Below are 25166 nucleotides of genomic sequence, written 5' to 3'. Positions count from 1 at the left end.
CACCAAAAGGGGTGAACGCGCGTAACTTTCCCGCACCGGTCGCGTTCCGTGGCCTTGGACGCGCAAAAACTCACTCAGCGTGAGGCGCAGGGTGGTGCGCCCGGCGACGGTCTGGCCGTGTCAGGCGTTGGGGAACGGCCAGGGGTTGGGCTTGCAGGTGATGCCGTTGTGACTGAGGAACTTGGTCTGCTGCTGCATGACCGGGGCCAGCGCGCCGTTCCGGGTGCAGTTGACGTGGTTGAAGCCGAGCCGGTGGCCGACCTCGTGGTTGATGAGCATCTGCCGGTAGGCGTGCATCTGGTCGGGGCCGTAGGTCTTGGAACCCTGCGCCCACCGGTAGGCGTTGATGAGGACGCGGTCGGTGGCCGCCGAGTCGCAGGAGACGTTGTCCTCGGTGGTGTCGAGGCCCGACTTGGCGCACCAGACAGCGGTGGTGCCCGGACTCGCCAGGGTGATGACGAAGTCGGGCCTCCCGGACGAGATCCGCTCGAAGGCGCGGTCGTCGCGGGCCCAACTCCGTTTGTCGTTCAGGGTCTTCTGGACGGCCTGGGCGAAGAGCTTCCCGTCGAGGGCGAGGCCCTTCTCCACATCGACGCGGTAGCGGAGCTGCCGGCCCTTGCCCGGGGCGCGGTCCCGGCCGGGCACGGCACTGAAGGCGCCGGAGCCCTTCAGCTTGGGGGACAGCGGGTAACTGCGGCTCATCTTCTGGGCGTAGCCGACCTGGGCGGCGGGGGCGGGCCGCTGGTCCTGGCGGGAGGCCTCATCGCCGGAACCGTCGCGCCGGGTGCCGCCGGATCCGGAGCGCCCGTCGGCGACCTGGCCCGCCACGACGATGGCGAGCACGGTGGTGACCGCCGCGGCGGCGATCCCGGTGAAGGTGAACCCGCGGCCACCCTTGCTCCGGGTCGGCGCCTCCGGACCACCCTCCTCGCTGTCCCCGTCGAGACCGTCCCGCCCGTCGGGCTCGCCCCAGCCTTCCAACTCCCGCCCGGCGCCCGGGTCTTGAAGGGCGACGGGGAATCGGGAGCCGCGGGGGGCGAAGACGTCCTCGTCGTCGAAGGCGTCCAGATACTCACGGCGCGGACCGGGTATACGCGGCCCTTCCGGTGGCGCCACGGCCCCGGGTCCGGCCGCCGACCGCACCGGCCCGACGGCACCCGGCCCACCGGGCCGCCGCACCGGGCGGGGCGTGCCACCCGCGGGCGTGTGCCGCGGTACGGAGGGCGCGTCGGGTCCGGCAGAGGCCTCGGCCCCGCTCACCGCGCCCCAACCGCCGCCCGGCTCACGGTGCTCGGGATGCCCGCCGCGGACCACGGCCCCGACTCCGGCGCCCCCGGCATCGCCCCCCGCACCGGTCTCGGGAAGCGCGGGACCGGGCCAGCGGAACGCCGGGGTCCCCTGCGCGGGCGTGCCGGGTCCTGCGGGATCCGGTGCCGCCCCCCGCCCCGAACTCCCGTACCCGGCAGGCCCGTCGGCCCGCGGACCGGACACCGGCGCACCGCCCGCCCCCGGCCGCCCGAACCCCGGAGTACCGAACGCGGCCGTGCCGAACACGGGGGTGCTCGACCTGGGGGCGCCCGGCCCGGGGGTGCCCGACCCGGGGGTGCCCGACCCGGGGGTGCCGTGTGCCGCCGGCCCTGGCTCGGGGGCCGAAGTGCGGTGCCGGGCGGGCTCGTTGGGCGTGAGCGGTGCCGAAGTGCCGTAGCCCGCCGGGTCGTTGAGTGGACCAGGTGCCGAAGTGCCGTAGCCGGTGGGCCCGTTGGGGGGTCGGGGGGTGGCTCTGCGGCGGCCCGGGGTGGCGGAGGCCGCGCGGGTGCTGTCGTCCTGGTCTGCCGGTTCCCGGCGGCTGTGACGTCCCACGCGCCCTGTCAGCTCCCCATGCCGGTGCGGCCCGGCTCGTCCGTATCGGTCGCGGCGGCACCTGCGCCCGCCGTGGTCTGTGTGATTCCGGCCGGGCCGTCCCCGTACGCGGCTCGTCCCGTGTCGGCGAGGAATTCGCGGAACGCCCCGGCGACCGTGTCGGGGTACTCCATCATCGCCACATGACCGGCGTCCGGCAGCGACAGCAGCCGGGAGTCCCGGAACGCCCGGGCGGCCTTCTGCGCCATGCGGTAGGACACCAGTCGGTCGCGTCCACCGTAGACCAGCAGCGTGGGGGCGAGGACCCGTTCCGCCTGCCGCCACAGTCCCTGCTGGCCGCCGAGGGTGTAGGCGTTGACGATCCCGCGGGCGGAGCGGGCCATCGCGTCCCAGAAGTAGGGCAGGGCGAGGCGGCGTTCGAGTTCCTCGACGGAGGCGCGGAAGGCCTCGGGGGAGACCCGGCCCGGGTCGCCGTAGCAGAGGGCCATGACGCCGCGGACCCGCTGCTCCGCCGTCCAGTCGCGGGTGAGGCGGGTGAAGAGGCGGGCGGCGCCGGGCAGGGCGAGCAGTCCGGTGGGCACCGCGTCGCGCTGGACGCGGAGTTCGGGCAGGGCGGGCGAGATGAGCGTCAACGTGCTGACCAGGTCGGGGCGGACCGCGGCGACCCGGGTGGTGACGGCGCCGCCCAGCGAGTTCCCGAAGAGGTGCACCGGGCCGCGGCCGGCGGCGTCGAGATAGCGGATGACGGCGCGGGCGTGCGCGGTGACCGAGTAGTCCCCGTCGTCCGGCGGCGGGGACTCGCCGAAGCCGGGCAGGTCGACCGCCTCGCAGTCCAACTGCCCGTCCAGCAGCGGCATCAGGGCGGACCAGTTCTGCGCGGACCCGCCGAGTCCGTGCACGAAGAGGGCGGGCGGCAGGCCGTCCCGGGCGGGCGGCCTGCCGCGCACCTGGAGCGTGAGACCGGGCAGGCCCACCGAGCGGACCCGCTCCCCCGCCGCCACGGCCGCTCCCACCAAGGGCTGGACGGCGGCGGGCACGGGCGGCAGGTCGGTCGAAGACATGCGGCAATGTTACGAGACGATCACGCCCCTCAAAGCGTGTTCGCCGTCACACGTCGCACCGTTGTTCCCCCGCCCTCCGCCGGCGGCATGGCACGCCGCCGGACTCTCTCCTACGCTCGAAGGCGGAGAGCCGGGCGGTGGGCGGGCGCACCCGCGTGCAGCGCAGGCGGGCACGGCCGCACAGCCGCGTACATGACCACGGCCCGCAGGGCACGGGCGGCGGCGCGCCACCCGGCGGCGGCACCCGGCCCGGGAATGAGGACAGCTTGATGAGCGTCGACCCGAGCGACCCAGAGACGTTCGACGAGGCGTACCCCGACTCGGCCCGCGACCGGGCCGAGGACACCGAGGCCCCGGAGGCGGACGCCGCCGAACAGCACACCGAGGTCGCGGCGCGACAGACGGAGGTGCGGAACGAGCACGGCGATCCGGACACCGCCGACGAAGGCGACCGCGCAGAACAGGCCAGGGTGGTCGAGCTGGATGAGGACGACTACCGCTGACCAAAAGACCCATCCACGGACACAGGCCATCACTTTTGCGAACTATGCCCGTCTATGCAGAGGTCCCGCACCTGTCCGGTACGTGAAATCCTGCCCCCGCACCGCGCGCATCACAGTTACCGAAAAGTACGATGGCGGCGCGGCGCACACCGCACACGGACGATCTTGGGAGGCGGCGTGACAGCCACCGAGCAGACAGAGGCGGCACGCCCGCGCGGCACCCGGCTGCCGCGCCGTGCCCGGCGGAACCAGTTGCTGGGCGCCGCTCAGGAGGTGTTCGTCGCCCAGGGCTATCACTCCGCCGCGATGGACGACATCGCCGAGCGCGCCGGCGTCAGCAAGCCGGTGCTCTACCAGCACTTCCCCGGCAAGCTGGACCTCTACCTGGCGCTGCTGGACCAGCACTGCGAGGCCCTGTTGCAGGCGGTCCGCACCGCGCTCGCCTCCACCACGGACAACAAGCAGCGGGTCGCGGCCAGCATGGACGCCTACTTCGCCTATGTAGAGGACGAGGGCGGCGCCTTCCGCCTGGTCTTCGAGTCCGACCTCACCAACGAGCCCGCGGTGCGGGAGCGGGTGGAGCGGGTCAGCCTCCAGTGCGCGGAGGCGATCTCCGATGTGATCGCCGAGGACACCGACCTCTCCAAGGAGGAGTCGATGCTGCTGGCGGTCGGCCTCGGCGGCGTCTCCCAGGTCGTCGCGCGGTACTGGCTGTCCAGCGGGAGCACCATCCCCCGGGACACCGCGGTGCAGTTGCTGACCTCGCTGGCCTGGCGCGGTATCGCCGGTTTCCCGTTGCAGGGCGCCGAGCCGCACTCCTGACGCACTCCCCCGGCCCCACGGCCGGGACCGCCCCCGGATCCCACCCGGTGTTCGCTACCGGCGTGCCGACCGGGGGCATTTGCGCTTCCCGTACCGGGCTAATGTGTGCGGGTACGGCGCGGCAGGCCGCGCATCTCACTGACCGTCGGAGGGACAAGGTCGTGGAGGTCAAGATCGGCGTGCAGTACGCGCCCCGCGAGATCGTGCTGGAGAGCGGCCAGAGCGCCGAGGAGGTCGAGACCGCCGTCGCCGAGGCGCTGGCCGGCAAGGCACCGCTGCTGAGCCTGGTGGACGACCACGGCCGCAAGGTCCTGGTCCCCTCCGAGAAGCTGGCCTACGTCGAGCTGGGCGAGCCGACCACACGCAAGGTCGGCTTCAGCACGCTGTAGCCGCGGGTGGTTCCGCGGCCGCGGACCCACTGCGCACCAGTACCGGGCGACGGCCCGGTGGACGAGCCGCGAGGCCGACCACCGGGCCGTCGTGCTGCGCCGGACCCCCCACCGGGTACGTCCGCGGTGGCCGGAACCCGGCCGCCCTTCACCGCTGGCACACAGTTCTCCCCTAGCGGAGGATTGTGTTCCGTCGGCCTGGGGTAGACCGGGCAGGACCAACTCGTACCACTGGTGTCCGAGACGCACCCCGCCGCGGAGGGACCTCATATGTTCTGGGAAGCACTCGCCTCCGCCGCTGTCGGTGTGGCCGTGAGTCTGCTGGCGCTCGGCAGCCTGGCGCGGCGGCTGCCCGCCCGCGGGCTGGTCGTCGGCACCGGCGCCGCGGGCGGTCTGCTCGGCGCCTTCCTCACACATAGCGCACTCGGTTCCGGTCACACCGTGCTGACCCTGCTCGGTGCGCTCGCCGTGGCCGTCGCCCTGCTGAGCCTGCTGCTGCGGCCGGGCCGGCTGCGCCGCTCAGCCACCGCCTGACGACGGCCGGACGCCGTTAAGCCGCCAGCCCCAGGGCGGCCATCCGCTTGGTGTGGGCCTCGGTGATCCGGGAGAACATCCGGCCTACCTCCGCCAGATCGAAGCCGTCCGCCAGACCGCCCACCAGCATCGTGGAGAGCGCGTCCCGGTCGGCCACCACCCGCTGCGACTGCGACAGGGCCTCGCCCATCAGCCGCCGGGCCCACAGCGCCAGCCGCCCTCCGACCCTCGGGTCCGCCTCGATCGCGGCCCGTACCTTCTCCACCGCGAAGCTGGCGTGGCCGGTGTCGTCCAGCACCCCGAGCACCAGGGCCCGGGTGTCCGAGTCCAGCCGGGCCGCCACCTCGCGGTAGAAGTCCGAGGCGATGGAGTCGCCGACATAGGCCTTGACCAGGCCCTCCAGCCAGTCCGACGGCGCGGTCTGCTTGTGGAAGCCGTCCAGCGCCGCCAGGAACGGGGCCATCGCCTCGGTCGGCTCCGCGCCGATCGCGGCCAGCCGGTCCCTCAGCCGCTCGAAGTGGTGGAACTCGGCCGAGGCCATCTTCGCCAGCTCCGCCTTGTCGGCCAGCGTCGGCGCCAACTTGGCGTCCTCCGCGAGCCGTTCGAACGCCGCCAGCTCCCCGTACGCCAGGGCGCCGAGCAGGTCCATGACCGCGGCCCGGTACTGCGGATCGGCGGCGGCGGTCGCCCAGTCCTGGGCGGCGACCCCGGTGCGTTCCGGGGGCGCACCGCCCTCGTCGGCGTCGGTGGCGGGTGTGTCAGCGGCCGTGTCACGCGTGCTCATAGAGCGCACAATAGCCCGCCCCCGACCCCCCGCAAGGCCCCCCGGGAGCAGTGTGACAACGACTACGTACACACTTCGCCCATCGCGAATGCGACCGCACGCGGTATGGTGGTAAAGAGCCCGACGGTTTATTCGAGGCCGTGTACGCCGGTACCAGTGCCGTGTCAGAGCATCTGACGCGCAGGGTGTGCGACGTGCGGAGCGTTCGAAACGATCGACGGGTCCGTCCATGACGCAAGCGCATGGACATGCATGAGGATGCCCGGTCGGTGGCCCGATCGGCTCCGACCCCGACAGCCCTCCGGCAGCACGTCAAAGGCGTGCGGCAGAGAGGGGCACCCCTCAGCGGTACGAGCGCTGGAGCGTCGGCAGTGGTCCCGCGCCACCCGGCCAGCCTCGTAAGGCGGCCGGTCGTCCCCGGCACGGTCACGACCCCCGCGTTCGCCTCGCGCCGCGTCTCACAGAAGAGGCAACACCCTGACTACGCAGCCGCTCACCTTCCGACAGCTCGGAATCCTCCCCGAGAGCGCCGAGGCCCTGGAGGCCGTCGGTATCGTCAACCCCTTCCCCATCCAGGAGATGACGCTCCCCGTCGCCCTCTCCGGCACGGACGTCATCGGCCAGGCCAAGACCGGCACCGGCAAGACCCTCGGCTTCGGTCTGCCCCTGCTGGAGCGGGTCACCGTGCCCGCCGACGTGGAGGCCGGGCGCGCACAGCCCGAGGAGCTGACCGAGGCGCCGCAGGCCCTCGTCGTGGTCCCCACCCGCGAGCTGTGCACCCAGGTCACCAACGACCTCCTCACCGCCGGCAAGGCACGCAATGTCCGCGTCCTCGCGATCTACGGCGGCCGCGCCTACGAGCCGCAGGTCGAGGCCCTGAAGAAGGGCGTCGACGTGATCGTCGGCACCCCGGGCCGCCTGCTGGACCTGGCCGGGCAGAAGAAGCTCAACCTGGGCCACGTACGGTGCCTGGTGCTGGACGAGGCCGACGAGATGCTCGACCTGGGCTTCCTGCCCGACGTCGAGAAGATCATCGCGATGCTGCCGGTGCGCCGCCAGACCATGCTGTTCTCGGCCACCATGCCCGGCGCCGTGATCGGGCTGGCCCGCCGCTATATGTCGCAGCCCACCCACATCCGGGCCGCGGCGCCGGACGACGAGGGCGCCACCGTCGCCAACATCGCCCAGCACGTCTACCGCGCCCACTCCATGGACAAGCCGGAGATGGTCGCCCGCATCCTCCAGGCCGAGGGCCGCGGCCTGGCCATGGTGTTCTGCCGTACCAAGCGGACCGCCGCGGACATCGCCGACCAGTTGCAGCGCCGCGGCTTCGCCTCCGGCGCGGTCCACGGCGACCTCGGCCAGGGCGCCCGCGAGCAGGCGCTGCGCGCCTTCCGCAACGGCAAGGTCGACGTCCTCGTCTGCACCGATGTCGCCGCCCGCGGCATCGACGTCGAGGGCGTCACCCATGTGATCAACTACCAGTCGCCGGAGGACGAGAAGACCTACCTCCACCGCATCGGCCGCACCGGCCGCGCGGGGAACTCCGGCACCGCGATCACCCTGGTCGACTGGGACGACATCCCGCGCTGGCAGCTCATCAACAAGGCGCTCGACCTGGACTTCAACGACCCGGCCGAGACCTACTCGACCTCCCCGCACTTCTTCGCCGAGATGCGGATCCCGGAGGGCACCAAGGGCGTACTGCCGCGGGCCGAGCGGACCCGGGCCGGGCTCGCCGCCGAAGAGGTCGAGGACCTCGGCGAGACCGGTGGCCGCGGTGAGCGCGGCCGCTCCGGGCCCCGCGAGCGCGGCGGGCGGACGCAGGACGCCGAGCGGGAGCGCCCCGAGCGCACCCCGCGGCGGCGCAGGCGCACCCGGGCCGGCGCTCCCGTCGACGCCTCCGCCGCCGGCCAGGACACCCTGACCGAGGACGCGACCGCGTCGCACACCCCGCGCCGCCGCCGGCGTACCCGGGCCGCTGCCACCGCCGAGCACTCCGTGCCGGCTCCGGCCGCGGAGACCGCACTCGCCGAGGGCGCAGCGGCCGACACCGACGGCGGGACCACGGTGCGCACGCCGCGTCGCCGTACCCGCAAGTCCGCCGTGGCCGCGGAGGCTGTGGCGGGTGGCGAGTCGGCCATCCCGGCGCAGGTGGCGGAGACCGCGGAGGCCGCGCCGGCCCGGCCGCGGCGTACCCGTAAGAAGGCCGCCGCGAGCAGTGCGCCGCCGGCGCAGTCCGCGGCCGTCGCGGACGAGTCGGCTCCGGCCGCCCCCCGCCGCCGCACCCGGACCCGCCGGGCCGCGGCCCCGCAGGAGGACTGAGCCCCGCTGGCACCATGGGAGCGCCCACCGGCTGCCGGTGGGCGCTTCCGCCGTTTCCGGCGGCGTCCGGCCGCGGAGCGCGGGTAGCATCCGGCGCATGAGCCGGCCGCCCACCTTCGTCCCGCCCCCCGGCACCCGCCGGACCGTACTGGCCACCCCGCGCGGGGAGTTCGCGGCCATCGACTCGCCCGCCGGGGGCACCCGCCGCGGTACCGCCCTGCTGCTGCCCGGGTTCACCGGCAGCAAGGAGGACTTCATCGCCCTCCATCTGCCGCTGGCCGCCGCCGGCTACCGCACCGTCGCCGTGGACGGCCGCGGCCAGTTCGAGTCCAAGGGTCCGGCGGACGACGAAGCGCCTTACGCGCAGCGGGAGTTGGCGCTGGATGTGCTGGCGCAGGCGGCCGCGGTGGACGAGGGGCCGGTGCATCTGGTGGGGCATTCGCTGGGGGGTCTGGTGGCGCGGGCGGCGGTGCTGCTGGACCGGGCGCCGTTCCGGTCGCTCACCCTGATGTCCTCGGGGCCGGGGCGGATCTCCACCGGGCAGCAGCAGCGGGTGAAGCTGTTGCAGGACGCGCTGGCGGTGCTCGACATGGCGCAGGTGTGGGACGCGATGCAGGAGCTGGAGCCGCCGGAGGAGACCGACACCGGGCCCGGTGGTGCGGGCCAGGACGCGCTGCGGCGGCGCTGGCTGTCCAACAGCCCGGCCCAACTCACCGCCACCGGACGGCAGTTGTGCACCGAACCGGACCGGGTCGCGGAGCTGGCGGCGGTACCGCTGCCCATGCATGTGGTGTCCGGGGAGCGGGACGACACCTGGCCGGTGCCGCTGCTGGACGCGATGGCGGACCGGCTGTCGGCCCACCGCACCGTGGTCCGCGGCGCCCAGCACTCGCCCAACACCGACCGGCCCGAGGCCACGGCCACCGCCCTGGCCGACTTCTGGGACCGCTGCCGTTGAGCACCGGCTTCCTAGCTCAACTACGGTCCGGGGAACGGGAGTTCAGAGGCGGGTGCGCAGGTGTTCCCAGAAGCCGTCCCGCAGGGCGCGGCGCAGGTCGGACTGGCCGCGGAGCGAGTAGTTCAGCAGCCCCTCCGCCTCCACCAGCAGCTCCTGGTCGACGGAGCCCGGCAGATAGGGGTGGCCGGGGAGCAGTTCGGCCAGGGTGTCCCGGCCGCGCTCGGCGAGCCAGGTCGCGGCGATCCGGGCGCCGACGAACCAGACGTCCTCCCGGGTGGGCCGCTGGGTGCTGCCGCCTTCGGGGCTGGCGACCGTACGGCGGGTGACGAAGGGCTTGAAGAACCGCAGGTCCAGGGTGCGCTGGCTGTCGGCCTCCCAGAGCAGGGCGTCGGCCTGGTTGCGGCCGTCGGTGGCCTCCACGCCCCAGAGATGGACGCGGGCCCCGTAGCCCTGGGCGGCCTCGACCGCGGAGACCAGGTCCTCGTCGCCGCCGACCAGTGCGGCGTCGCTGATCGCGCGGTGCCGGGCGAGTGACTCCAGGTCCGACCTGATCAGCGAGTCGACGCCCTTCTGCTGGTTGTGGGCGTTGAGGTTGCCGAGCCTGACCTTGACGTCGGGCAGTTCCGCAATGGCCTGCTGCTCGGCGGTGTGGATACGGCGCCGGGCGCCGTCGTACCAGTAGACGCGGAGGAGTCGGCTGTCGGCGAAGACGGTGCGGGCGGTGTCGATGAAGGCCTCGATGAGACCTCCGGCGTCCACGTCGAAGGCGCGGCGGTCCTCGGTGCCGGCGACGATCCGGCCGGCGGCCGCGTAGACATAGCCGGCGTCGACGAAGATCGCGTGGGTGGACGGGGTTCTGGAGACCTCGGCGAGCACCCGGGCGAGGAGTTCGTTGGCTCGGTCCAGGCCCGCGGTGAGCCGGGCGTCGAGCCGGTCGAGCGCGGCGGACTCGGGCTCGGTGGATCCGGGGGCGGGGCCGCCGGCTCGGGGTGCGTCAGTCATGGCCGCTCATTGTCCGCGCTGCCCCTGCGGAGCGACAAACCCGGTGGTGAGACATCAGTAATTAGATACGCGAAAGTTTTCCTTAGTGTAGGGAATGTTTGACGCCGCCGAACCGTTGGACCAGGTGAACGTGGTGGGACGCAAGGCACTGCTGTGCCGGGCGTTCCGCATCAGAGAAGTTCTCCTCAGGAGGATCACCAGACGAAGGGAGAAGCCTGTGCGCTTCGAGATCATGCGCCTGGACGACGCCGACGGTTCCGCTGTGGACAGCACCGTGGTGGACGCCGCCTACGTCAACCGGATCGTTCAGCAGGCCGCCGCCACCGGGCAGCGCCTCTACATCCGGCCCCACGAATCTCCCGCCTCATAACGCGGTACGCGTAGCCCGCGTCACCGGAAAGACGTCAACGCCCGAGCCCCGCACCGATGTTGCGGGGCTCGGGCGTCGGCGCGTCCGCACCCGTCAGGCGCCGTGGACGACCTGGGTGACGCCGTTGATGATCTGCTGGACGGCGATCGCGGAGAGCATCATGCCCGCGAGCCGGGTGACCAGGACCACCCCGCCGTCCTTGATGACGCGGATGATCAGCAGCGAGTAGCGCATCACACACCACAGCACGGCGTGGATCGCCAGGATCGCCGCCCACACCGACACCTGGGCGCCCGCCGAGTCCGCCTTCTGCACGGCGAGGATCACCGAGACGATCGCCCCCGGCCCGGCGAGCAGCGGCATCCCGAGCGGTACCAGGGCCACGTTGACGTCCTTGGTCTGCTTCGGCTCGTCCGTCTTGCCGGTGAGCAGGTCCAGGGCGATCAGCAGGAGCAGCAGCCCGCCGGCGATCATCAGCGCCGGGACGGACACATGGAGGTAGTCCAGGATCTGGTGCCCGAGCACCCCGAAGACCGCGATCACGCCGAAGGCGACGCACACGGCCTGGAAGGCCATTCGCCGCTGGGTCCTGGCGGGGCGGCCGGAGGTCAGCCCGAGGAAGATCGGGGTGATGCCCGGCGGGTCCATGATCACGAAGAGGGTGAGGAAGAGGGAGCCGAAGAGGGTGAAGTCGAACACGGTGTTGCCTTGCAGGGTCGTGGGTGGCCGTCAGGCGGGATCGCGCGGGGGATGCGGCCGACGGTTGCGGGACATTCCCGGGCGTTCGGCGGCCCGGACGGGGAGAGCAGGAGATTTCGCCCGCGTACACGGTGGCCGGAGTCAGGGCATGGCGTACTCGACCACGGCGGCCGCCGGTTGTCACGGGGTTGCGCAGCGGAGGCCCGATCAGACCCGACCGGAGGGGGCGGGCTTCGGGGCTCAGGCGACCTCGGTACCGCCGGCGCCGGGGACGGGGAAGGCGCCGGTGGCACGGCGGGTGATCTCGCCGTAGATCTCCGGGTCGGTGGTGAACTCGCCGAGGCGGCAGGTCTTCCGGGTGCCGTGGTAGTCGCTGGAGCCGGTGGGCAACAGGCCGAGATCGGCGGCCAGGCCGCGGAGGCGTTCGCGGACGGCGGGCTCGTGGTCCATGTGGTCGGTCTCGATGCCGTCGAGTCCGGCGGCGGCCAGCTCCGCGATGGAGACCTCGGACACGCTGTGGCCGCGGCGGGCGGCGCCGGGATGCGCGAGGACGGCGACCCCGCCGGCCGCCTTGACCAGCCGGACCGCCTCGAAGGGGTCCAGCTCGTACTTCTGCACATGGGCGCGGCCGCCGTCCGCGATCCACTCGGTGGTGAAGGCGTCCGGGACGCTGGCCACGACGCCCAGCTCGACCAGGGCCTCCGCGATGTGCGGCCGCCCCACGGAGCCGTCCCCGGCGATCCGGGCGACCTGCTCCCAGGTGACGGGGACGCCCAGCCCGCGCAGGCGCTCCACCATGGCCTGGGCGCGGGGGACCCGGTCGTCGCGGACCAGCTCGCGGCGGGCCAGCAGCTCGGGCTCGTCCGGGTCGAAGAGGTAGGCGAGCAGATGGAGTCCGGTGCCGTCGAGGCGGCAGGACAGTTCGGCGCCGGTGACCAGGCTGAGGCCGGGCGGCAGGGCGGCGGCCGCGGCGGCGTGCCCGCGGGTGGTGTCGTGGTCGGTGAGGGCCACCACGTCGAGACCGGCGGCCGCGGCGGCGGCGACCAGCTCCGCCGGGCTGTCGGTGCCGTCGGAGGCGGTGGAGTGGGTGTGCAGATCGATGCGCACGACGCGGACTCCAGGCTCTGACGGGGCGGACGGCCGGCGGGCGGAAGGCGGGCCAGACAAAGGGTGACGCTCCAGGGTAACCGGCCCCGGACGGCGCCCCGCGCCCCGGGTCAGGGCGACAGCAGCCGCGGCGAGAGCGCCCCGCAGGGCAGCAGATCCACCTCGGCACCGGCGTCCCGTACATCGGCGAGGACCAGCTCGTCGTACATCAGCAGGCCGGCCTGTTCGGGCCAGACGACGGCCCAGAGCCAGAGGCCGAGGGCCTCGCCGGCGAAGACGGCCCGGTCGCCGGGGGCGGCGGTGACATGCCAGAGCGGGGTGGGGCGGCCGGCGGCGAAGACCTTGGCCTGCGGGGGCTTCTCCACGTCGAGGCAGGCGCCCGGGTCGGGGCCGTCGAGCCCGGCGTAACGGGCGCCGAGGCCGACGCCCAACTCCTCTGCCACCAGGACGAGTTCGCCGATACCGCCGAGGGGTCCCGGTCCGGAGCAGGCGACCGCGGTGGCCCGGCCGCCGCTGCGGTCGTCCCCCGCGCTGGCGACACCGGTGAAGAGCCAGCCGATGGGCAGCGGCCACGGCATCCACACCGGCACCCGGGCGCGGTTCACGACGACGCCGAGGGCTTCCACACTGGGCGGGATCACGGGCTGGAGCGGATACACCGTGCCGTGCACATCGCACTGCCAGGCGTCGGAGAAGAGTCCGGGAGCCCTGACCCGGCCACCGCACTTCGGGCAACTGGGTTCGCCCCTCATACCGCTCAACAGTCCTCCCTGGTCGTCGCCGCGTCAAGGGACGATCAACCGCCCCGGACCGGCACCGGCACCCGCCCGGCCCGCTCCATCCGTACCGCGCCGCTCCCCCGGGAAAACTAGATGCAGCTTGCATTCATTAGGGTCTCTAATTTATTATGTGCAAACGGCAACCATCACGTTCACCGGTCATCACCGGTAGGCACGGAGGACCACACACATGAGCAGCAGCACCGGAGGGACCGCGGAAGGGGACCCGTTCGACTCCGGCTCCACCAGCATCCTGCGGCAGCCGAAAGCGGTCTGGGCCACGGCCGGCGCCTCCGTGGTCGCCTTCATGGGCATCGGACTCGTCGACCCGATCCTGCCGTCCATCGCCAAGGGCCTGGAGGCGACCCCCAGCCAGGTCTCCCTGCTGTTCACCTCGTACTTCCTGATCACCGCGGTGGCCATGCTGGTCACCGGTTTCGTGTCCAGCCGGATAGGCGGGCGGAAGACGCTGCTCGCCGGCCTGGCGCTGGTGGTGGTTTTCGCCGGGCTGGCCGGCACCTCGGGCTCGGTCGGTGAACTCGTCGGCTTCCGGGCCGGCTGGGGGCTCGGCAACGCCCTCTTCGTCTCCACCGCGCTCGCCGTCATCGTCGGCGCCGCGGCCGGCGGGAGCGCCGCGGCCATCCTGCTCTACGAGTCGGCCCTCGGCCTCGGTATGGCCTGCGGCCCGCTGGTCGGCGCGGTGCTCGGTGACGCGAGCTGGCGCTACCCGTTCTTCGGCACGGCCGCCCTGATGGCGGTCGGCTTCCTCTGCATCGCGGCCTTCCTCAAGGAGCAGCCCAGGCCCGCGGAGAAGACCTCGCTGCTCGCCCCGATCAAGGCACTCGGCCACGGCGGTCTGGCCTCGGTGGCGGCCTCGGCGTTCTTCTACAACTACACGTTCTTCACGGTGCTGGCCTTCACGCCCTTCGTGCTGGACATGAGCCCGTACCGCAGCGGTGCCGTGTTCTTCGCCTGGGGGCTGCTGCTGGCGGTCTTCTCGGTCCTGGTCGCCCCGCGGATGCAGGAGCGCTTCGGCTCCCTGAAGGTGCTCGGCGGCTCCCTGGTACTGCTCGCCGCCGACGTCCTGGTCCTCGGCTACGGCAGCCACACCGCGGCGGTCGTGTGCACCGTCCTCTCCGGTGCCTTCATCGGCGTCAACAACACCGTCTACACCGAGCTGGCCCTCGGCGTCTCCGACGCACCACGCCCGGTGGCCAGCGCCGGGTACAACTTCGTGCGCTGGTTCGCCGCGGCCGCCGCGCCGTTCCTGGCGCCCAAGATCGAGGAGTGGACCGATATCCACATCCCGTTCGTGGTGGCCGCGGTCACCGCGCTGGCCGGTGCGGTGGTGGTCCTGGTGCGACGCCGGGCCCTCACCCACGAGGCGGCGGAGCTGGAGCCGCGGCACGCCACCGAGGACAGCGTCTCCGTCTTCGCCAACTGACGGCGGAACCAGCCGACTTGACCGGACTCAGTCCAGCGGTACGGACCTGCGCAGGGGATCGCGCAGGTCCGTCCCCGCGTCCAGCCACCGCTCCCGCAGCGCGGCCGCCCCGTGCACCCGCTTCCAGGCCGCCTCGTTGGGCGTCATCGGCAGCAGCGGCAGAAAACGCACCGCCTCCTTCGGCGCCGGCAGTTCCAGATCCGGCACCAGACCGCCGCCCTCCGCGACCAGCACCGAGGTGAACGGCGCCTCGGGCCAGAGCGGTTCACCCACGTCGAGGGAGGCACCCGGCGCCACCACCAGGCCCTCCACCTGCGGGGAGGCGGCGAGCACGGCGAGCGGGCGGAGCACCGCGTCGGTACCGGCCCGGCCCGCGGCGACCGTCAGCACCAGCTCGGCCCGCGGCCCGCGCTCCGGATCGGCGAGCGCCGCCGTCGGATCGGTCATGGGGCTCGCCGACATCCCGAGGGTGGCGTACCGCACCAGCGGCCGGCCCTCCGCGTCCTCGGCGCCGGTGAAACGCAGCACCTCGATCCGGTCGGTACCGAGGAAGGTCACCGCGGCCCGCGCCTCGGGCACCCCGAACGCGATACGCAACTGCTCCTCGACGAGAGGGAGAACGTCAGCCATGGCGCGAGCATAGGCAGAACGCCCGGTCGCACCGACACCAGGCGCCACCGGCCGCCATCGGCCCGGCGCCGCCTCCGTGCGGCGGCCCGCACCACAGCCCCCGGGTATGCACAGGGCAAAGTGGGGCTTGACAGCTCGCACGGCTGCTACGCTTGACCGCTGGTCGGGGCAGCACGCGGCATCGCGTGCGTCAACACCCCGGCCTCTGGGACTCCCCCACGGGGGACCGGCCGGAGGAGGTGGGGCTGCAATGGACCGAAGTCGACCGTGCAGTACCACCCGCTCTTCCGACCGCTGAGCAGGTAGCCGCGGCGCCGTCCGGCCGCGCGAGCTACTTCCCCCCGCGCCGGTACCGCGCCCGAGGGCCGCTACCCGTAGGAAGAGCGCTTCGTCCCCGCTGATCCTTGCGATCGGTCAGATCCGAGTCAGTAGCGAAGCTGCCACCGCGACGTTGCGGTGCTCCCCGCTTTGTGGACGTGCCAAACTCCGCTCCCCGAGATTTCTCGGGGCGGTCTGCAGAACGTCCCCATTCCGGGCAGTTCCACCCGTCGCCAGGCGGCCCTTGTCCAGAGGAGCCTGCCCCATGTCGATGATCCGTGACCTGCGCGCCGCCGTCCGCCCCGCCGGCCGCAAGAACGGCGCCCCGTACGACGCCTACGACGCCACCCGCGACCCGGCCGCCGTGACCGCCGTGGTCGACTGCGCCGTCTACCGCGAAGGGCGCCGGGTCCCCTCGGCCACCATGCTCAGCCCGCACGAGGCGATGCTCCAGGTACGCCGCAACGGAGGCTTCGCCTGGATCGGCCTGCACGAGCCGACGGAGGAGGAATTCGCCGGTATCGCCCGGGAGTTCGGCCTGCACCCGCTCGCCGTGGAGGACGCCGTCCACGCCCACCAGCGCCCCAAGCTGGAGCGCTACGACGACACCCTCTTCACCGTCTTCAAGACCATCCACTACGTGGAGCACGCCGAACTCACCGCCACCAGCGAGATCGTGGAGACCGGCGAGGTGATGTGCTTCACCGGCCGGGACTTCTTCATCACCGTCCGGCACGGCGGCCAGGGCTCGCTCCGCGCCCTGCGCCACCGCCTCCAGGACGACCCCGAGCTGCTCGCCAAGGGCCCCTCCGCGGTCCTGCACACCATCGCCGACCATGTGGTGGACGGCTATCTCGCGGTGGTCGACGCCATGCAGGACGACATCGACGAGGTGGAGACCGAGGTCTTCTCCGCCCCCCGCAAGGGCCGCGGCACCTCACGCGGCACCGACGCCGGCCGGATCTACCAACTCAAGCGCGAGGTACTGGAGTTCAAGCGGGCGGTGGCGCCGATGGTGCGGCCGATGCAGATGCTCAGCGAGCGCCCGATGCGGCTCATCGACCCCGACATCCAGAACTACTTCCGGGACGTCGCGGACCACCTCACCCGTGTACAGGAGCAGGTCGTCGGCTTCGACGAGCTGCTCAACTCCATCCTCCAGGCCAACCTCGCCCAGGCGTCCGTCGCGCAGAACGAGGACATGCGCAAGATCACCTCCTGGGCGGCGATCATCGCGGTCCCCACCATGGTGTGCGGGGTCTACGGCATGAACTTCGACTACATGCCCGAGGTCAAGTGGCGCTACGGCTACCCGCTGGTGGTCGGCGTCACCGTCGCCATCTGCTTCGGCATCCACCGCATCCTCAAGCGCAACGGCTGGCTCTGACCACCGCCCCACCGGCAGGCCATACGCTTTCCCCCATGACATCTGAGCTGCTCGGCCGCGCCCTCGTCGAGGAGGCCACCAAGAAGTCAGGCCTGATCTGGGTGCAGGGCCCCACCGGACCCGCCCGCGCCCTGTGGCACGTCTGGCACGAGGGCGCGGCACTCCTCGTCGGCGACGGCCCGGACGAGCAGCCGCTGCCCGGCCTCACCGACGGCGGCACCGCCCGGGTCACGGTCCGCAGCAAGGACAAGGGCGGGCGGCTCGTCGCCTGGACGGCCCGGGTCGCGGAGCTGACGCCCGGCACCGAGGCCTGGCAGACGGCGACCGGCGAGCTGAAGGGCAAGCGCCTCAACGCGGTCGACGCCGAGCACCTGCTGGACCGCTGGGCCGTCGACTGCCGGGTGCTGCGCCTGGAACCGCGGGACGCGCTCACCGACCACCCCGAGGGCTCGCTCGCCGCCGTACCGCTGCCCACCCCCGCCATCACCCGCGGCCCCGCCCAACCCGCCGTACCGCGACTGATGTTCGGTCGCCGGTCCCGGGCGCGGCGCGGGGACCGCTGAGGCTGCGCGGTCAGGACGTGGGGAGTTGCTGGCCGTAGTCGAGGGTGTCCGAGTCGGCGGGCTCCTTGAGGTCGAAGCCGCGGTTCCAGTCGGTCAGGCTCAGGGTGCCCGCGTTCCCGGCCCGCTTGAGCCGCACCGGGTACGGCTTGCCCTCCAGCGAGACATCGAGGGTGCCGCCCGCACCCTTGTCGCCCTGGACGGCCACGGTGCGGACCATGCCGGTACGCCCGCGGTCGCCCTTGCGGAGGGTGCCGTGCAGGGTGAGCAGCCCGCCCAGCAGGTCCTTCTTGCTGGTGAAAACGGAGAGCTGGTCGTAGGCCGGGTCGCCCTGGGGGACCTTGACGTACTTGCCGTCGAGTTTCTGCGCCGCCGCCGAGTCCTTGGCCTCGCCGTCGCGCTGCTGCCAAAACTCGGCGTCCGCCTTCAGATAGAGGTGCTCCCCCACCCGCAGCAGCCGGAACGTGCGGCCCTTGAAGGTCACCGCACCACTGCCGCCGTCCCCGGTGAGCCGCATGTCCAGCCGGTACGGGTGGCCGTTGCTGACGACGGTGCCGGAGAGCCGTACGGTGCGGGCGGCCTGGGCTGCGGACCGGGCCTTGGCCTGGATCTTCGCCGCCGTCAGCTTGCCCGCCCCGTTGGTCCCCGCGTCCGGATCGCCTCCGCTGCTGCCGCCGCCGCAGCCCGCCAGCGTCCCCGTGGCCAGCAGCCCCGCACACACCGTGCTCACCAGGGTCAGCACACGGGAACGGCGCAGGGCGATCGCAGACACAGGGGGAAGCCGCCTCTCGTACCGGGTCGTCGGCGTACCGCAGCGTACCGGTGCCGGGGCGCGCCGCCGTCCCCCGCTCACGGCGGCTCCCGCCAGGGCACCCCAGAACGGGACGGACTAACGTGGAGGCCGTATTCGCTCAGTTGACGGACAGACCGGGTGGCGCGGCACCGCCACGGCGGTCGGCCCGGTGGACCGGAGGAGGCGCACGGCATGGCTGGAGGCGCCCCGCGGATCTTCGTCTCGCATCTGTCGGGAGCCGCCGTCTTCGACCCCAACGGCGACCAGACCGGCCGGGTACGGGACCTGGTCGCGATGCTCCGCGACCAGACCGGCCACGTCGAGCGCAGCGCCGACGGCTCCTGGCACCGCACCGCCGCCCGCCGCCCGCCCCGGCTGCTGGGCCTGGTGGTCGAACTCCCCACCCGCCGCCGCATCTTCCTGCCCATGACCCGGGTCACCGGTATCGAGTCCGGCCGGGTCATCACCACCGGCGTGCTGAACGTACGGCGCTTCGAGCAGCGGCCCACCGAGCGGCTGGTCCTCGGCGAGATGCTGGACCGGCGGGTGCGGCTGGCGGACACCGGCGAGGAGGTCACCGTCCTCGATGTGTCGATCCAGCCGCGGCCCGCGCGCCGCGAGTGGGAGATCGACCGCGTCTTCATCCGCAAGGGCCGCGGCAAGAGCGGTGCCTTCCGGCGCAACAAGGGCGAGACGCTGGTCGTGGACTGGTCCGCGGTGACCGGTTTCGCCCTGGAGGAGCAGGGCCAGGGCGCGGAGAACCTGCTCGCCACCTTCGAGCAGTTGCGCCCCGCCGACCTGGCCAACGTGCTGCACCACCTCTCCCCCAAGCGCCGCGCCGAGGTGGCCTCCGCCCTCCACGACGACCGCCTCGCCGACGTACTGGAGGAGCTGCCGGAGGACGACCAGATCGAGATCCTCGGCAATCTGAAGGAGGAGCGCGCCGCGGATGTGCTGGAGGCGATGGACCCCGATGACGCGGCCGACCTGCTGGGCGAGCTGCCCGAGGCCGACATGGAGCGGCTGCTGACCCTGATGCGCCCCGCCGACGCGGCCGACGTACGGCGGCTGATGGCCTACGAGGAGCGGACCGCGGGCGGGCTGATGACGACGGAGCCGGTGGTGCTGCGGCCGGACTCCACGGTGGCGGACGCGCTGGCCCGGGTGCGCAACGCGGACCTGTCCCCGGCGCTGGCCGCGCAGGTCTATGTGTGCCGCCCGCCGGACGAGACGCCCACCGGCAAGTACCTGGGCACCGTGCACTTCCAACGCCTGCTGCGGGACCCGCCGTTCACCCTGGTCGGCTCGATCCTGGACGACGACCTCCAGACCCTGGCCCCCGACACCGCGCTGCCCGCCGTGGCCGGCTTCTTCGCCACCTACGACATGGTGGCGGCGCCGGTGGTGGACGACCGCGGTTCGCTGCTGGGGGCGGTCACCGTGGACGACGTACTGGACCACATGCTGCCCGAGGACTGGCGGGAGAACGAGTTCCATCTCGCCGAGGAGGCCCCGGGCTCCGCGGGGGAGGTGAACGGTGCCGGCCGAACGTGACCGCGAGGGGCGCAACGACATCACCGGCCGCGCCCCCCGGATCCGCCTGGACCAGCCGCTGGCCCCCCGCCGCCGGCTGCTGCCCGAGTACGACCCGGAGGCCTTCGGGCGGATGTCCGAGCGGATCGCCCGCTTCCTGGGCACCGGCAGGTTCATCGTCTGGATGACAGTGACGATCATCGCCTGGGTCGGCTGGAACGTCTTCGCCCCGACGCATCTGCGTTTCGACCAGTACCCGTTCATCTTCCTGACCCTGGCCCTCTCCCTCCAGGCCTCGTACGCGGCGCCGCTGATCCTGCTGGCGCAGAACCGGCAGGACGACCGGGACCGGGTCAATCTGGAGCAGGACCGGGCGCAGAACGAGCGGTCCATCTCGGACACCGAGTACCTCAGCCGGGAGGTCGCGGCGCTGCGCATCGGTCTCGGCGAGGTCGCCACCCGCGACTGGATCCGCTCCGAACTGGAGGACCTGGTCAGGCAGCTCGACGACCGCCTCCCCCCGCCCCTGCACTCCGCCCCGCCCGGCCGCGGCGACCCGCACGAGGACTGAGACCCCCCGCCCCGGGAGAGGCCCGCGACCACCCCTCCGCTCACGCACACCGCCCCCGTACTATCTGTGTATGGCTACGGAAGACGCGGTGCGCGAAGCACTGGCGACGGTGAACGACCCCGAGATCCATCGGCCCATCACCGAGCTGGGGATGGTCAAATCGGTGGAGATCGGCGCGGGCGGCGCCGTCTCCGTCACCGTGTATCTCACGGTCTCCGGGTGCCCGATGCGCGAGACCATCACCCGAAGCGTCACCGAGGCGGTCTCCCGGGTGGAGGGCGTCACCTCGGTGGACGTCACCCTGGACGTGATGAGCGACGAACAGCGCCGCGAGCTGGCCACCGCACTGCGCGGCGGACAGGCCGAGCGCGAGGTCCCCTTCGCCAAGCCGGGCTCCCTGACCCGGGTGTACGCGGTGGCCTCCGGCAAGGGCGGCGTCGGCAAGTCCTCGGTGACGGTGAACCTGGCGGCGGCGATGGCCGCCGACGGCCTCAAGGTGGGCGTCGCCGACGCGGACATCTACGGTCACAGCGTGCCCCGCATGTTGGGCGCCGACGGCCGGCCCACCCAGGTCGAGAACATGATCATGCCGCCCACCGCGTACGGGGTGAAGGTCATCTCCATCGGGATGTTCACCCCGGGCAACGCACCCGTGGTGTGGCGCGGCCCGATGCTCCACCGGGCACTCCAGCAGTTCCTCGCGGACGTCTACTGGGGCGACCTGGACGTCCTGCTGCTCGACCTGCCGCCCGGTACCGGGGACATCGCGATCTCCGTGGCGCAGTTGGTGCCGAACGCCGAGATCCTGGTGGTGACCACCCCGCAGCAGGCGGCGGCGGAGGTCGCCGAGCGGGCCGGTGCCATCGCCGTGCAGACCCATCAGAAGATCGCCGGCGTGGTGGAGAACATGTCGGGCCTGCCCTGCCCGCACTGCGGCGAGATGGTCGACGTCTTCGGCACCGGCGGCGGCCAGCTCGTCGCCGACGGCCTGACCCGCACCACCGGCGCCACGGTCCCCGTCATCGGCTCCATCCCGATCGACGTACGGCTGCGGGAGGGCGGTGACGAGGGGAAGCCGGTGGTGCTCACCGATCCCGATTCGCCCGCGGGCGCGGCGCTGCGCGACATCGCGGGCAAGCTCGGCGGACGCCAGCGCGGCCTGTCCGGTATGTCCCTCGGTCTCACCCCGAGCAACAAGTTCTGAACCGCACACCGGAGGGGGCGCCGCTTTCGGGCGGCGCCCCCTCCGGTGTGTGCGGGCGGTGCGGCTCAGGCGTAGGCGGTGATGTCCTTGACCACGGAGAAGCCGAGACCGTAGGCGCTCATCCCGCGGCCGTAGGCGCCGAGGTGCACCCCGCGGTCGGTGCTGCCGGCCAGGATCCAGCCGAACTCGGACTCCCGGTAGTGGAATTCGGCGGGCGTACCGTCCACCGGCAGCGACAGTGAGGACCAGGCGGACCCGGTCAGGTCGTCGGCGAGCGCCCAGGCCGTCTCGGTCTGCTGCTCCAGCCAGTCGTCGCGCAGCGCGTGGTCCATCTGCCCGGGCCAGGTCACCGACAGCAACCCCACACCCGCCAGCCAGGCCGCCGACGAGACCGAGGTCGCCTCCAGCAGCCCGGTGCCGTCCGCGGAACGCCGGGACGGGCTGGCGCCGACGGTGATGACGACGGCGAACCGGTCCACGTCGTCAGGGTCCCGCCCCTCGTTGTAGACGACCGGCTCGTCCCCGTGCCCGATCGCACCGTGCTCCACGGCGCCCTTGCCCGAGGAGGCCACGGTGAGGAGTCTTCGAGGACCCGTGAAGGCGTCGTCGAGGCCGTACCAGGGGAAGGGGGCGGCCAGGAAGCCGTCGATGTCTCCCGGCACGGGCCGGTTCCGTGTGCCGCCCTCCGCGGCGGGCCGCTCGCCCACCCGACTCGTCGTCTCCATTGCCCGGACGCCTCCTAGTTCTCGTCGGTCCGGAGCGGCCCGCCCCCCTTCGGGCGATCTCTACTCCGGTCCGCACAACGACAAGGAGGATAGCGACCCGTCTTCCGGTGCACCGGGCACCGGCCGCCGGACGGGGCACGGATGGGTCGAACGGGTGGGCCGCACGGTGCCCCTGAGCAGGCCGGACGGTGATCGGCCGGGGTGCGGTCGGTCAGCGGCCGGGCGGCCGGGGGCGGTTGGGGCCGGGGCGCGGCCCAGCGGGGGCGGCTCAGGTGGCGTCAGCGTCGAACGGGGGGAGTTCCCGGGTGTCCGCGGGAGCGCTCTTCTTCGACAGGCTCGGCCCCTCGGGCTTCTTCGTCATGTCGATCCGGCCGCCGCCGGACGCGGAGGCCGCCGGCTCGCCGTCCCGGGCGTGCACCGCGTCCGCGACCTCGGACATCTCCTTCTTGAGGTCGAAGCTGCTGCGGATCTCCTTGAGGCCCAGTTCGTCGTTGTCCAACTGCTTGCGGATGAACGTCTTCGGGTTCAGGTCCTCGAACTCGAAGTCCTTGAACTCCGGGCCCAGCTCATTGCGGATGTCGTGCTTGGCGCTCTCGGAGAACTCGCGGATCTTGCGGATGGTGCGGGACACATCCTGGATGACCTTGGGCAGCTTGTCCGGACCGAAGACGAGCACAGCGAGGATGACGAGCGTCACCAGCTCAAGTGGGCCTATGTCATTGAACACGGTCAGCTCCTCGTGACGTCCCGGCCCTCAGCAGGTCTCTTCCATCCACCGGCCCCCGATAAGGCCCCGCCCACGGTACCCGGCGAGGGGGCCGCTCCGGTACTGGCCACGGGCCCGCCACCCCCGCCACCTGGAGGGTTTTCCGAGATTGTTTGCCGTCAGTTTCCCTTTGCCGCCCCCAGGACAAGGGAGACCTTCTTCTCTTTTCCGGCGCGGTGCAGGGTCAACTCCAGCCGGTCGCCCGGCCGGTGGGACCGGATCCGGACGATCAACTCCTCCCCGGAGTGCACCGCCTTGCCGTCGACCCGGCTGATCACATCACCGTCGCGGATCCCCGCCTTCGCCCCCGGACCGCCGCGCTCCACCGCGGAGCCCCCGGAATTGCCCCGGGCCGCCACCCGGGCCCCGTCGCCGGTGTAGTCCATGTCGAGGGTGACGCCCAGCACCGGGTGGGTGGCGAAGCCGTCGTTGATCAGCTCCTCGGCCACGCGCTTCGCCTGGTTGATCGGGATGGCGAAGCCCAGCCCGATGGAACCGGACTGGCCGCCCTCGGTGTCCTGCCCGCCGTCCGCCGAGCGGATCGCGCTGTTGATACCGATGACACGCGCCTTGGCGTCGACCAACGGGCCGCCCGAATTGCCCGGGTTGATGGGGGCGTCGGTCTGGAGGGCGTCCACATAGCTGATGTCGCTGCCCCCGCCGTCGCCGCCGCCCGCGGTGATGGGGCGCTCCTTGGCGCTGATGATGCCGGAGGTCACCGTGTTCGCCAGGTCGAAGGGGGCGCCTATGGCCACCACCGGGTCACCGACCTGGACGTTGTCCGAGTTGCCGAGGGCGAGCGGCTTGAGGCCGGTGACCCCGCTGACCTTCACCACCGCCAGGTCGTAGCCGGTGTCGCGGCCCACCACCCGGGCCTTCGCGGACTGTCCGCCGCTGAAGGTGACGGTGATCTCACCGCCGTCCGAAGCGGGCTCCACCACATGGTTGTTGGTCAGGATGTGGCCCTTGCCGTCGAGCACGAAGCCGGTACCGGTGCCCTGCTCCTGGGCGCCCCGCACATGCAGGGTGACCACGCTGGGCAGGGCGGCCGCGGCGATCCCCGCGACACTGTCCGGCGCCCGCTGCGCGGACTCGGGCCCGGCCTGCGGCAGATGTACGTCGGTGACGGAACCCTCCCGTTCCACCGCGGCACCCACGACCCCGCCCAGCACCCCGGCGATCAGCGCGACCAGCACCACGCCCACCACGGCACCGCGCCGACTCCGCCGCGCCCCGGCCTGCTCCCCACCGGTCTGCTGCAAGGGCCGCACCGCCCACGGGTCGTACCGCCCCCAGACCTCGTCGCCCCCACCCCCCGGATACGGACCCTGGGCCGGGGCGTGGTCGGGCGCCGGCTGGTGCGGGGCCGCTGCGCCCATGGTCGGAGCGGGGGCTCCCGGTGGCGAGGGCTGCGGCTTGTCCAAGGACGGCGGGGCGTAGTGCGCCGGAGCCGGTGACGGTACGGCGGGCGGCGCGGGGGCCTGGGGTGCCGGTGCTTGCGGTGCCGGTGCCTGGGGCGCGGCGGGGGACTCGGGCGCCGCGTTGGCCGTCGCCCCGGAGGTGGTGGTGCCGTGCGGCGGTGTCGCCCGGGGGTGCTGTACGGGCGGGGCGAGTGCCCAGGGTCCGGGCTCACCGTAGGGCGGCGTGCCGTACGGGTCGGGGTCGTGCAGCGGACGCGGCCGTTCCGCCCCCGGGTCACCGGCTGGGGTCTTGCTGGGAGCGGCCGGGGTCTCGCCGGAGGCAGGGGTCTCGGGCGACGGCACGGCTACCCCGCCCCCGTCAGCGCCGCGCCCTTCCGCGCCCGCCTCCGGAGTGCCGGCTTCCGAAGCCGTACCCGGGGCCGGGGCCGGCTTCGCCAGGGTGAAGTCTCCGGAATCGGAGGTGGCGGGGGCCGGGTCGGGCTGGGCCGGGCGGGGCCGGCTCCACCATGTGCGGTCTGTGGACTTCCCCTCGCCCATGCTCTCCCCAACACCTGGCCTGCGGCACGGCCGCGGGCAGTCACGCGGTGAACCACCGCAACCACTGATCCCGGTACCACGCGC

At 72.7% G+C, this 25166-nt stretch carries 25 protein-coding genes; 13 read left to right on the top strand and 12 right to left on the bottom strand.

Annotated elements, in window-relative coordinates; all coding sequences use genetic code 11:
- Positions 1-120: 120 nt before the first annotated feature.
- Together ACFVST_RS06010 and ACFVST_RS06005 are read right to left on the bottom strand one after the other, a co-directional pair.
- On the bottom strand, positions 121-1860 hold the full coding sequence (locus tag ACFVST_RS06010) for a DUF3152 domain-containing protein (RefSeq protein ID WP_390147300.1): 1740 nt from the start codon (positions 1858-1860) through the stop codon (positions 121-123).
- An 8-nt stretch (positions 1861-1868) separates the two neighbouring features.
- Positions 1869-2921, bottom strand: a complete 1053-nt coding sequence (locus ACFVST_RS06005) for an alpha/beta fold hydrolase (RefSeq protein WP_390147298.1) — start codon at positions 2919-2921, stop codon at positions 1869-1871.
- A 269-nt stretch (positions 2922-3190) separates the two neighbouring features.
- Between ACFVST_RS06005 and ACFVST_RS06000 the strand changes: the two genes are divergently transcribed.
- From ACFVST_RS06000 to ACFVST_RS05985, 4 genes are all read left to right on the top strand, one after another.
- Positions 3191-3424 carry a hypothetical protein gene (locus tag ACFVST_RS06000; protein WP_390147296.1) on the top strand — a complete coding sequence of 78 codons (234 nt, stop codon included), beginning with the start codon at positions 3191-3193 and terminating at the stop codon, positions 3422-3424.
- A 177-nt stretch (positions 3425-3601) separates the two neighbouring features.
- Positions 3602-4246, top strand: coding sequence for a TetR/AcrR family transcriptional regulator (locus tag ACFVST_RS05995; protein WP_390147294.1), 645 nt, complete (start codon positions 3602-3604; stop codon positions 4244-4246).
- A gap of 161 nt (positions 4247-4407) precedes the next feature.
- Positions 4408-4635 (top strand): DUF3107 domain-containing protein, encoded by a 228-nt coding sequence (locus ACFVST_RS05990; protein WP_390147292.1) that lies wholly within the window; start codon positions 4408-4410, stop codon positions 4633-4635.
- Between the two features lie 270 nt (positions 4636-4905).
- On the top strand, positions 4906-5169 hold the full coding sequence (locus tag ACFVST_RS05985; RefSeq protein WP_390147290.1) for a hypothetical protein: 264 nt from the start codon (positions 4906-4908) through the stop codon (positions 5167-5169).
- A 16-nt stretch (positions 5170-5185) separates the two neighbouring features.
- Here the strand turns inward: ACFVST_RS05985 and ACFVST_RS05980 are convergent, their stop codons facing one another.
- Entirely contained in the window at positions 5186-5953 is a 768-nt protein-coding gene (locus tag ACFVST_RS05980; RefSeq protein ID WP_390147288.1) for a ferritin-like fold-containing protein, read from the bottom strand.
- Positions 5954-6532: 579 nt separating this feature from the next.
- Here ACFVST_RS05980 and ACFVST_RS05975 point away from each other — a divergent pair.
- On the top strand, positions 6533-8278 hold the full coding sequence (locus ACFVST_RS05975) for a DEAD/DEAH box helicase (RefSeq protein ID WP_390147286.1): 1746 nt from the start codon (positions 6533-6535) through the stop codon (positions 8276-8278).
- A gap of 97 nt (positions 8279-8375) precedes the next feature.
- Positions 8376-9236, top strand: coding sequence for an alpha/beta fold hydrolase (locus tag ACFVST_RS05970; RefSeq protein ID WP_390147284.1), 861 nt, complete (start codon positions 8376-8378; stop codon positions 9234-9236).
- Between the two features lie 42 nt (positions 9237-9278).
- On the opposite strand, the gene ACFVST_RS05965 is transcribed toward ACFVST_RS05970, so the two are convergent.
- Positions 9279-10238, bottom strand: a complete 960-nt coding sequence (locus ACFVST_RS05965) for an NYN domain-containing protein (protein ID WP_390147282.1) — start codon at positions 10236-10238, stop codon at positions 9279-9281.
- Between the two features lie 217 nt (positions 10239-10455).
- Between ACFVST_RS05965 and ACFVST_RS05960 the strand changes: the two genes are divergently transcribed.
- Complete coding sequence (locus tag ACFVST_RS05960) at positions 10456-10608, top strand: hypothetical protein (protein WP_390147281.1); 153 nt, start codon at positions 10456-10458, stop codon at positions 10606-10608.
- A 93-nt stretch (positions 10609-10701) separates the two neighbouring features.
- On the opposite strand, the gene ACFVST_RS05955 is transcribed toward ACFVST_RS05960, so the two are convergent.
- From ACFVST_RS05955 to ACFVST_RS05945, 3 genes are all read right to left on the bottom strand, one after another.
- Positions 10702-11307 (bottom strand): MarC family protein, encoded by a 606-nt coding sequence (locus ACFVST_RS05955; RefSeq protein ID WP_390147279.1) that lies wholly within the window; start codon positions 11305-11307, stop codon positions 10702-10704.
- A gap of 240 nt (positions 11308-11547) precedes the next feature.
- Entirely contained in the window at positions 11548-12414 is an 867-nt protein-coding gene (locus ACFVST_RS05950) for a PHP domain-containing protein (RefSeq protein WP_390147277.1), read from the bottom strand.
- A 110-nt stretch (positions 12415-12524) separates the two neighbouring features.
- Positions 12525-13166, bottom strand: coding sequence for a DUF6758 family protein (locus tag ACFVST_RS05945; protein ID WP_390147448.1), 642 nt, complete (start codon positions 13164-13166; stop codon positions 12525-12527).
- A gap of 217 nt (positions 13167-13383) precedes the next feature.
- Between ACFVST_RS05945 and ACFVST_RS05940 the strand changes: the two genes are divergently transcribed.
- Positions 13384-14637 (top strand): MFS transporter, encoded by a 1254-nt coding sequence (locus tag ACFVST_RS05940; RefSeq protein ID WP_390147275.1) that lies wholly within the window; start codon positions 13384-13386, stop codon positions 14635-14637.
- Positions 14638-14664: 27 nt separating this feature from the next.
- Here ACFVST_RS05940 and ACFVST_RS05935 read toward each other — a convergent pair whose 3' ends face one another.
- A complete protein-coding gene (locus ACFVST_RS05935; protein ID WP_390147273.1) occupies positions 14665-15267 on the bottom strand; it encodes a suppressor of fused domain protein in 603 nt (200 codons plus the stop codon).
- A gap of 583 nt (positions 15268-15850) precedes the next feature.
- Between ACFVST_RS05935 and ACFVST_RS05930 the strand changes: the two genes are divergently transcribed.
- The gene (locus tag ACFVST_RS05930; protein ID WP_390147271.1) at positions 15851-16972 is read left to right on the top strand and encodes a magnesium and cobalt transport protein CorA; all 1122 of its coding nucleotides are present in this window, start codon (positions 15851-15853) and stop codon (positions 16970-16972) included.
- Positions 16973-17007: 35 nt separating this feature from the next.
- On the top strand, positions 17008-17535 hold the full coding sequence (locus ACFVST_RS05925) for a hypothetical protein (protein ID WP_390147269.1): 528 nt from the start codon (positions 17008-17010) through the stop codon (positions 17533-17535).
- Positions 17536-17545: 10 nt separating this feature from the next.
- Here ACFVST_RS05925 and ACFVST_RS05920 read toward each other — a convergent pair whose 3' ends face one another.
- On the bottom strand, positions 17546-18304 hold the full coding sequence (locus ACFVST_RS05920; protein WP_390147267.1) for a hypothetical protein: 759 nt from the start codon (positions 18302-18304) through the stop codon (positions 17546-17548).
- A 213-nt stretch (positions 18305-18517) separates the two neighbouring features.
- On the opposite strand from ACFVST_RS05920, the gene ACFVST_RS05915 reads away from it, so the two are divergent.
- The 3 genes from ACFVST_RS05915 (at position 18518) to ACFVST_RS05905 (ending at position 21633) form a co-directional block, all read left to right on the top strand.
- The gene (locus ACFVST_RS05915; protein WP_390147265.1) at positions 18518-19879 is read left to right on the top strand and encodes a magnesium transporter MgtE N-terminal domain-containing protein; all 1362 of its coding nucleotides are present in this window, start codon (positions 18518-18520) and stop codon (positions 19877-19879) included.
- Entirely contained in the window at positions 19863-20429 is a 567-nt protein-coding gene (locus ACFVST_RS05910; protein WP_390147263.1) for a DUF1003 domain-containing protein, read from the top strand. Before ACFVST_RS05915 ends, ACFVST_RS05910 begins: the two co-directional genes overlap by 17 nt.
- Positions 20430-20499: 70 nt before the next feature.
- Positions 20500-21633, top strand: coding sequence for an Mrp/NBP35 family ATP-binding protein (locus ACFVST_RS05905; RefSeq protein ID WP_390147262.1), 1134 nt, complete (start codon positions 20500-20502; stop codon positions 21631-21633).
- Between the two features lie 65 nt (positions 21634-21698).
- Here ACFVST_RS05905 and ACFVST_RS05900 read toward each other — a convergent pair whose 3' ends face one another.
- From ACFVST_RS05900 to ACFVST_RS05890, 3 genes are all read right to left on the bottom strand, one after another.
- On the bottom strand, positions 21699-22358 hold the full coding sequence (locus ACFVST_RS05900) for a hypothetical protein (protein ID WP_390147260.1): 660 nt from the start codon (positions 22356-22358) through the stop codon (positions 21699-21701).
- Between the two features lie 268 nt (positions 22359-22626).
- Positions 22627-23085, bottom strand: coding sequence for a sec-independent translocase (locus ACFVST_RS05895; RefSeq protein ID WP_390147259.1), 459 nt, complete (start codon positions 23083-23085; stop codon positions 22627-22629).
- Positions 23086-23243: 158 nt separating this feature from the next.
- Positions 23244-25082: a trypsin-like peptidase domain-containing protein gene (locus tag ACFVST_RS05890; protein WP_390147257.1), complete on the bottom strand. Its 1839-nt coding sequence runs from the start codon at positions 25080-25082 to the stop codon at positions 23244-23246.
- Positions 25083-25166 lie beyond the last annotated feature (84 nt).

The organism is Streptomyces sp. NPDC058045, assembly GCF_042885635.1.
In the GTDB taxonomy this organism is placed as follows: Bacteria; Actinomycetota; Actinomycetes; order Streptomycetales; family Streptomycetaceae; genus Streptomyces.
Note: the sequence above shows the minus strand (reverse complement) of the source record. Positions and strands in the feature narration are given on the sequence as shown.

Bases quoted from the DNA above. Each gene is read 5' to 3' on its own strand.
- ACFVST_RS05965 (WP_390147282.1), bottom strand. From the start codon at position 10,238: ATGACTGACGCACCCCGAGCCGGCGGCCCCGCCCCCGGATCCACCGAG.
- ACFVST_RS06005 (WP_390147298.1), bottom strand. From the start codon at position 2,921: ATGTCTTCGACCGACCTGCCGCCCGTGCCCGCCGCCGTCCAGCCCTTG.
- ACFVST_RS06000 (WP_390147296.1), top strand. From the start codon at position 3,191: ATGAGCGTCGACCCGAGCGACCCAGAGACGTTCGACGAGGCGTACCCC.
- ACFVST_RS05925 (WP_390147269.1), top strand. From the start codon at position 17,008: ATGACATCTGAGCTGCTCGGCCGCGCCCTCGTCGAGGAGGCCACCAAG.
- ACFVST_RS05930 (WP_390147271.1), top strand. From the start codon at position 15,851: ATGTCGATGATCCGTGACCTGCGCGCCGCCGTCCGCCCCGCCGGCCGC.
- ACFVST_RS05985 (WP_390147290.1), top strand. From the start codon at position 4,906: ATGTTCTGGGAAGCACTCGCCTCCGCCGCTGTCGGTGTGGCCGTGAGT.
- ACFVST_RS05915 (WP_390147265.1), top strand. From the start codon at position 18,518: ATGGCTGGAGGCGCCCCGCGGATCTTCGTCTCGCATCTGTCGGGAGCC.
- ACFVST_RS05980 (WP_390147288.1), bottom strand. From the start codon at position 5,953: ATGAGCACGCGTGACACGGCCGCTGACACACCCGCCACCGACGCCGAC.
- ACFVST_RS05900 (WP_390147260.1), bottom strand. From the start codon at position 22,358: ATGGAGACGACGAGTCGGGTGGGCGAGCGGCCCGCCGCGGAGGGCGGC.
- ACFVST_RS05935 (WP_390147273.1), bottom strand. From the start codon at position 15,267: ATGGCTGACGTTCTCCCTCTCGTCGAGGAGCAGTTGCGTATCGCGTTC.
- ACFVST_RS05940 (WP_390147275.1), top strand. From the start codon at position 13,384: ATGAGCAGCAGCACCGGAGGGACCGCGGAAGGGGACCCGTTCGACTCC.
- ACFVST_RS05890 (WP_390147257.1), bottom strand. From the start codon at position 25,082: ATGGGCGAGGGGAAGTCCACAGACCGCACATGGTGGAGCCGGCCCCGC.
- ACFVST_RS05975 (WP_390147286.1), top strand. From the start codon at position 6,533: ATGACGCTCCCCGTCGCCCTCTCCGGCACGGACGTCATCGGCCAGGCC.
- ACFVST_RS05905 (WP_390147262.1), top strand. From the start codon at position 20,500: ATGGCTACGGAAGACGCGGTGCGCGAAGCACTGGCGACGGTGAACGAC.
- ACFVST_RS05970 (WP_390147284.1), top strand. From the start codon at position 8,376: ATGAGCCGGCCGCCCACCTTCGTCCCGCCCCCCGGCACCCGCCGGACC.
- ACFVST_RS05945 (WP_390147448.1), bottom strand. From the start codon at position 13,166: ATGAGGGGCGAACCCAGTTGCCCGAAGTGCGGTGGCCGGGTCAGGGCT.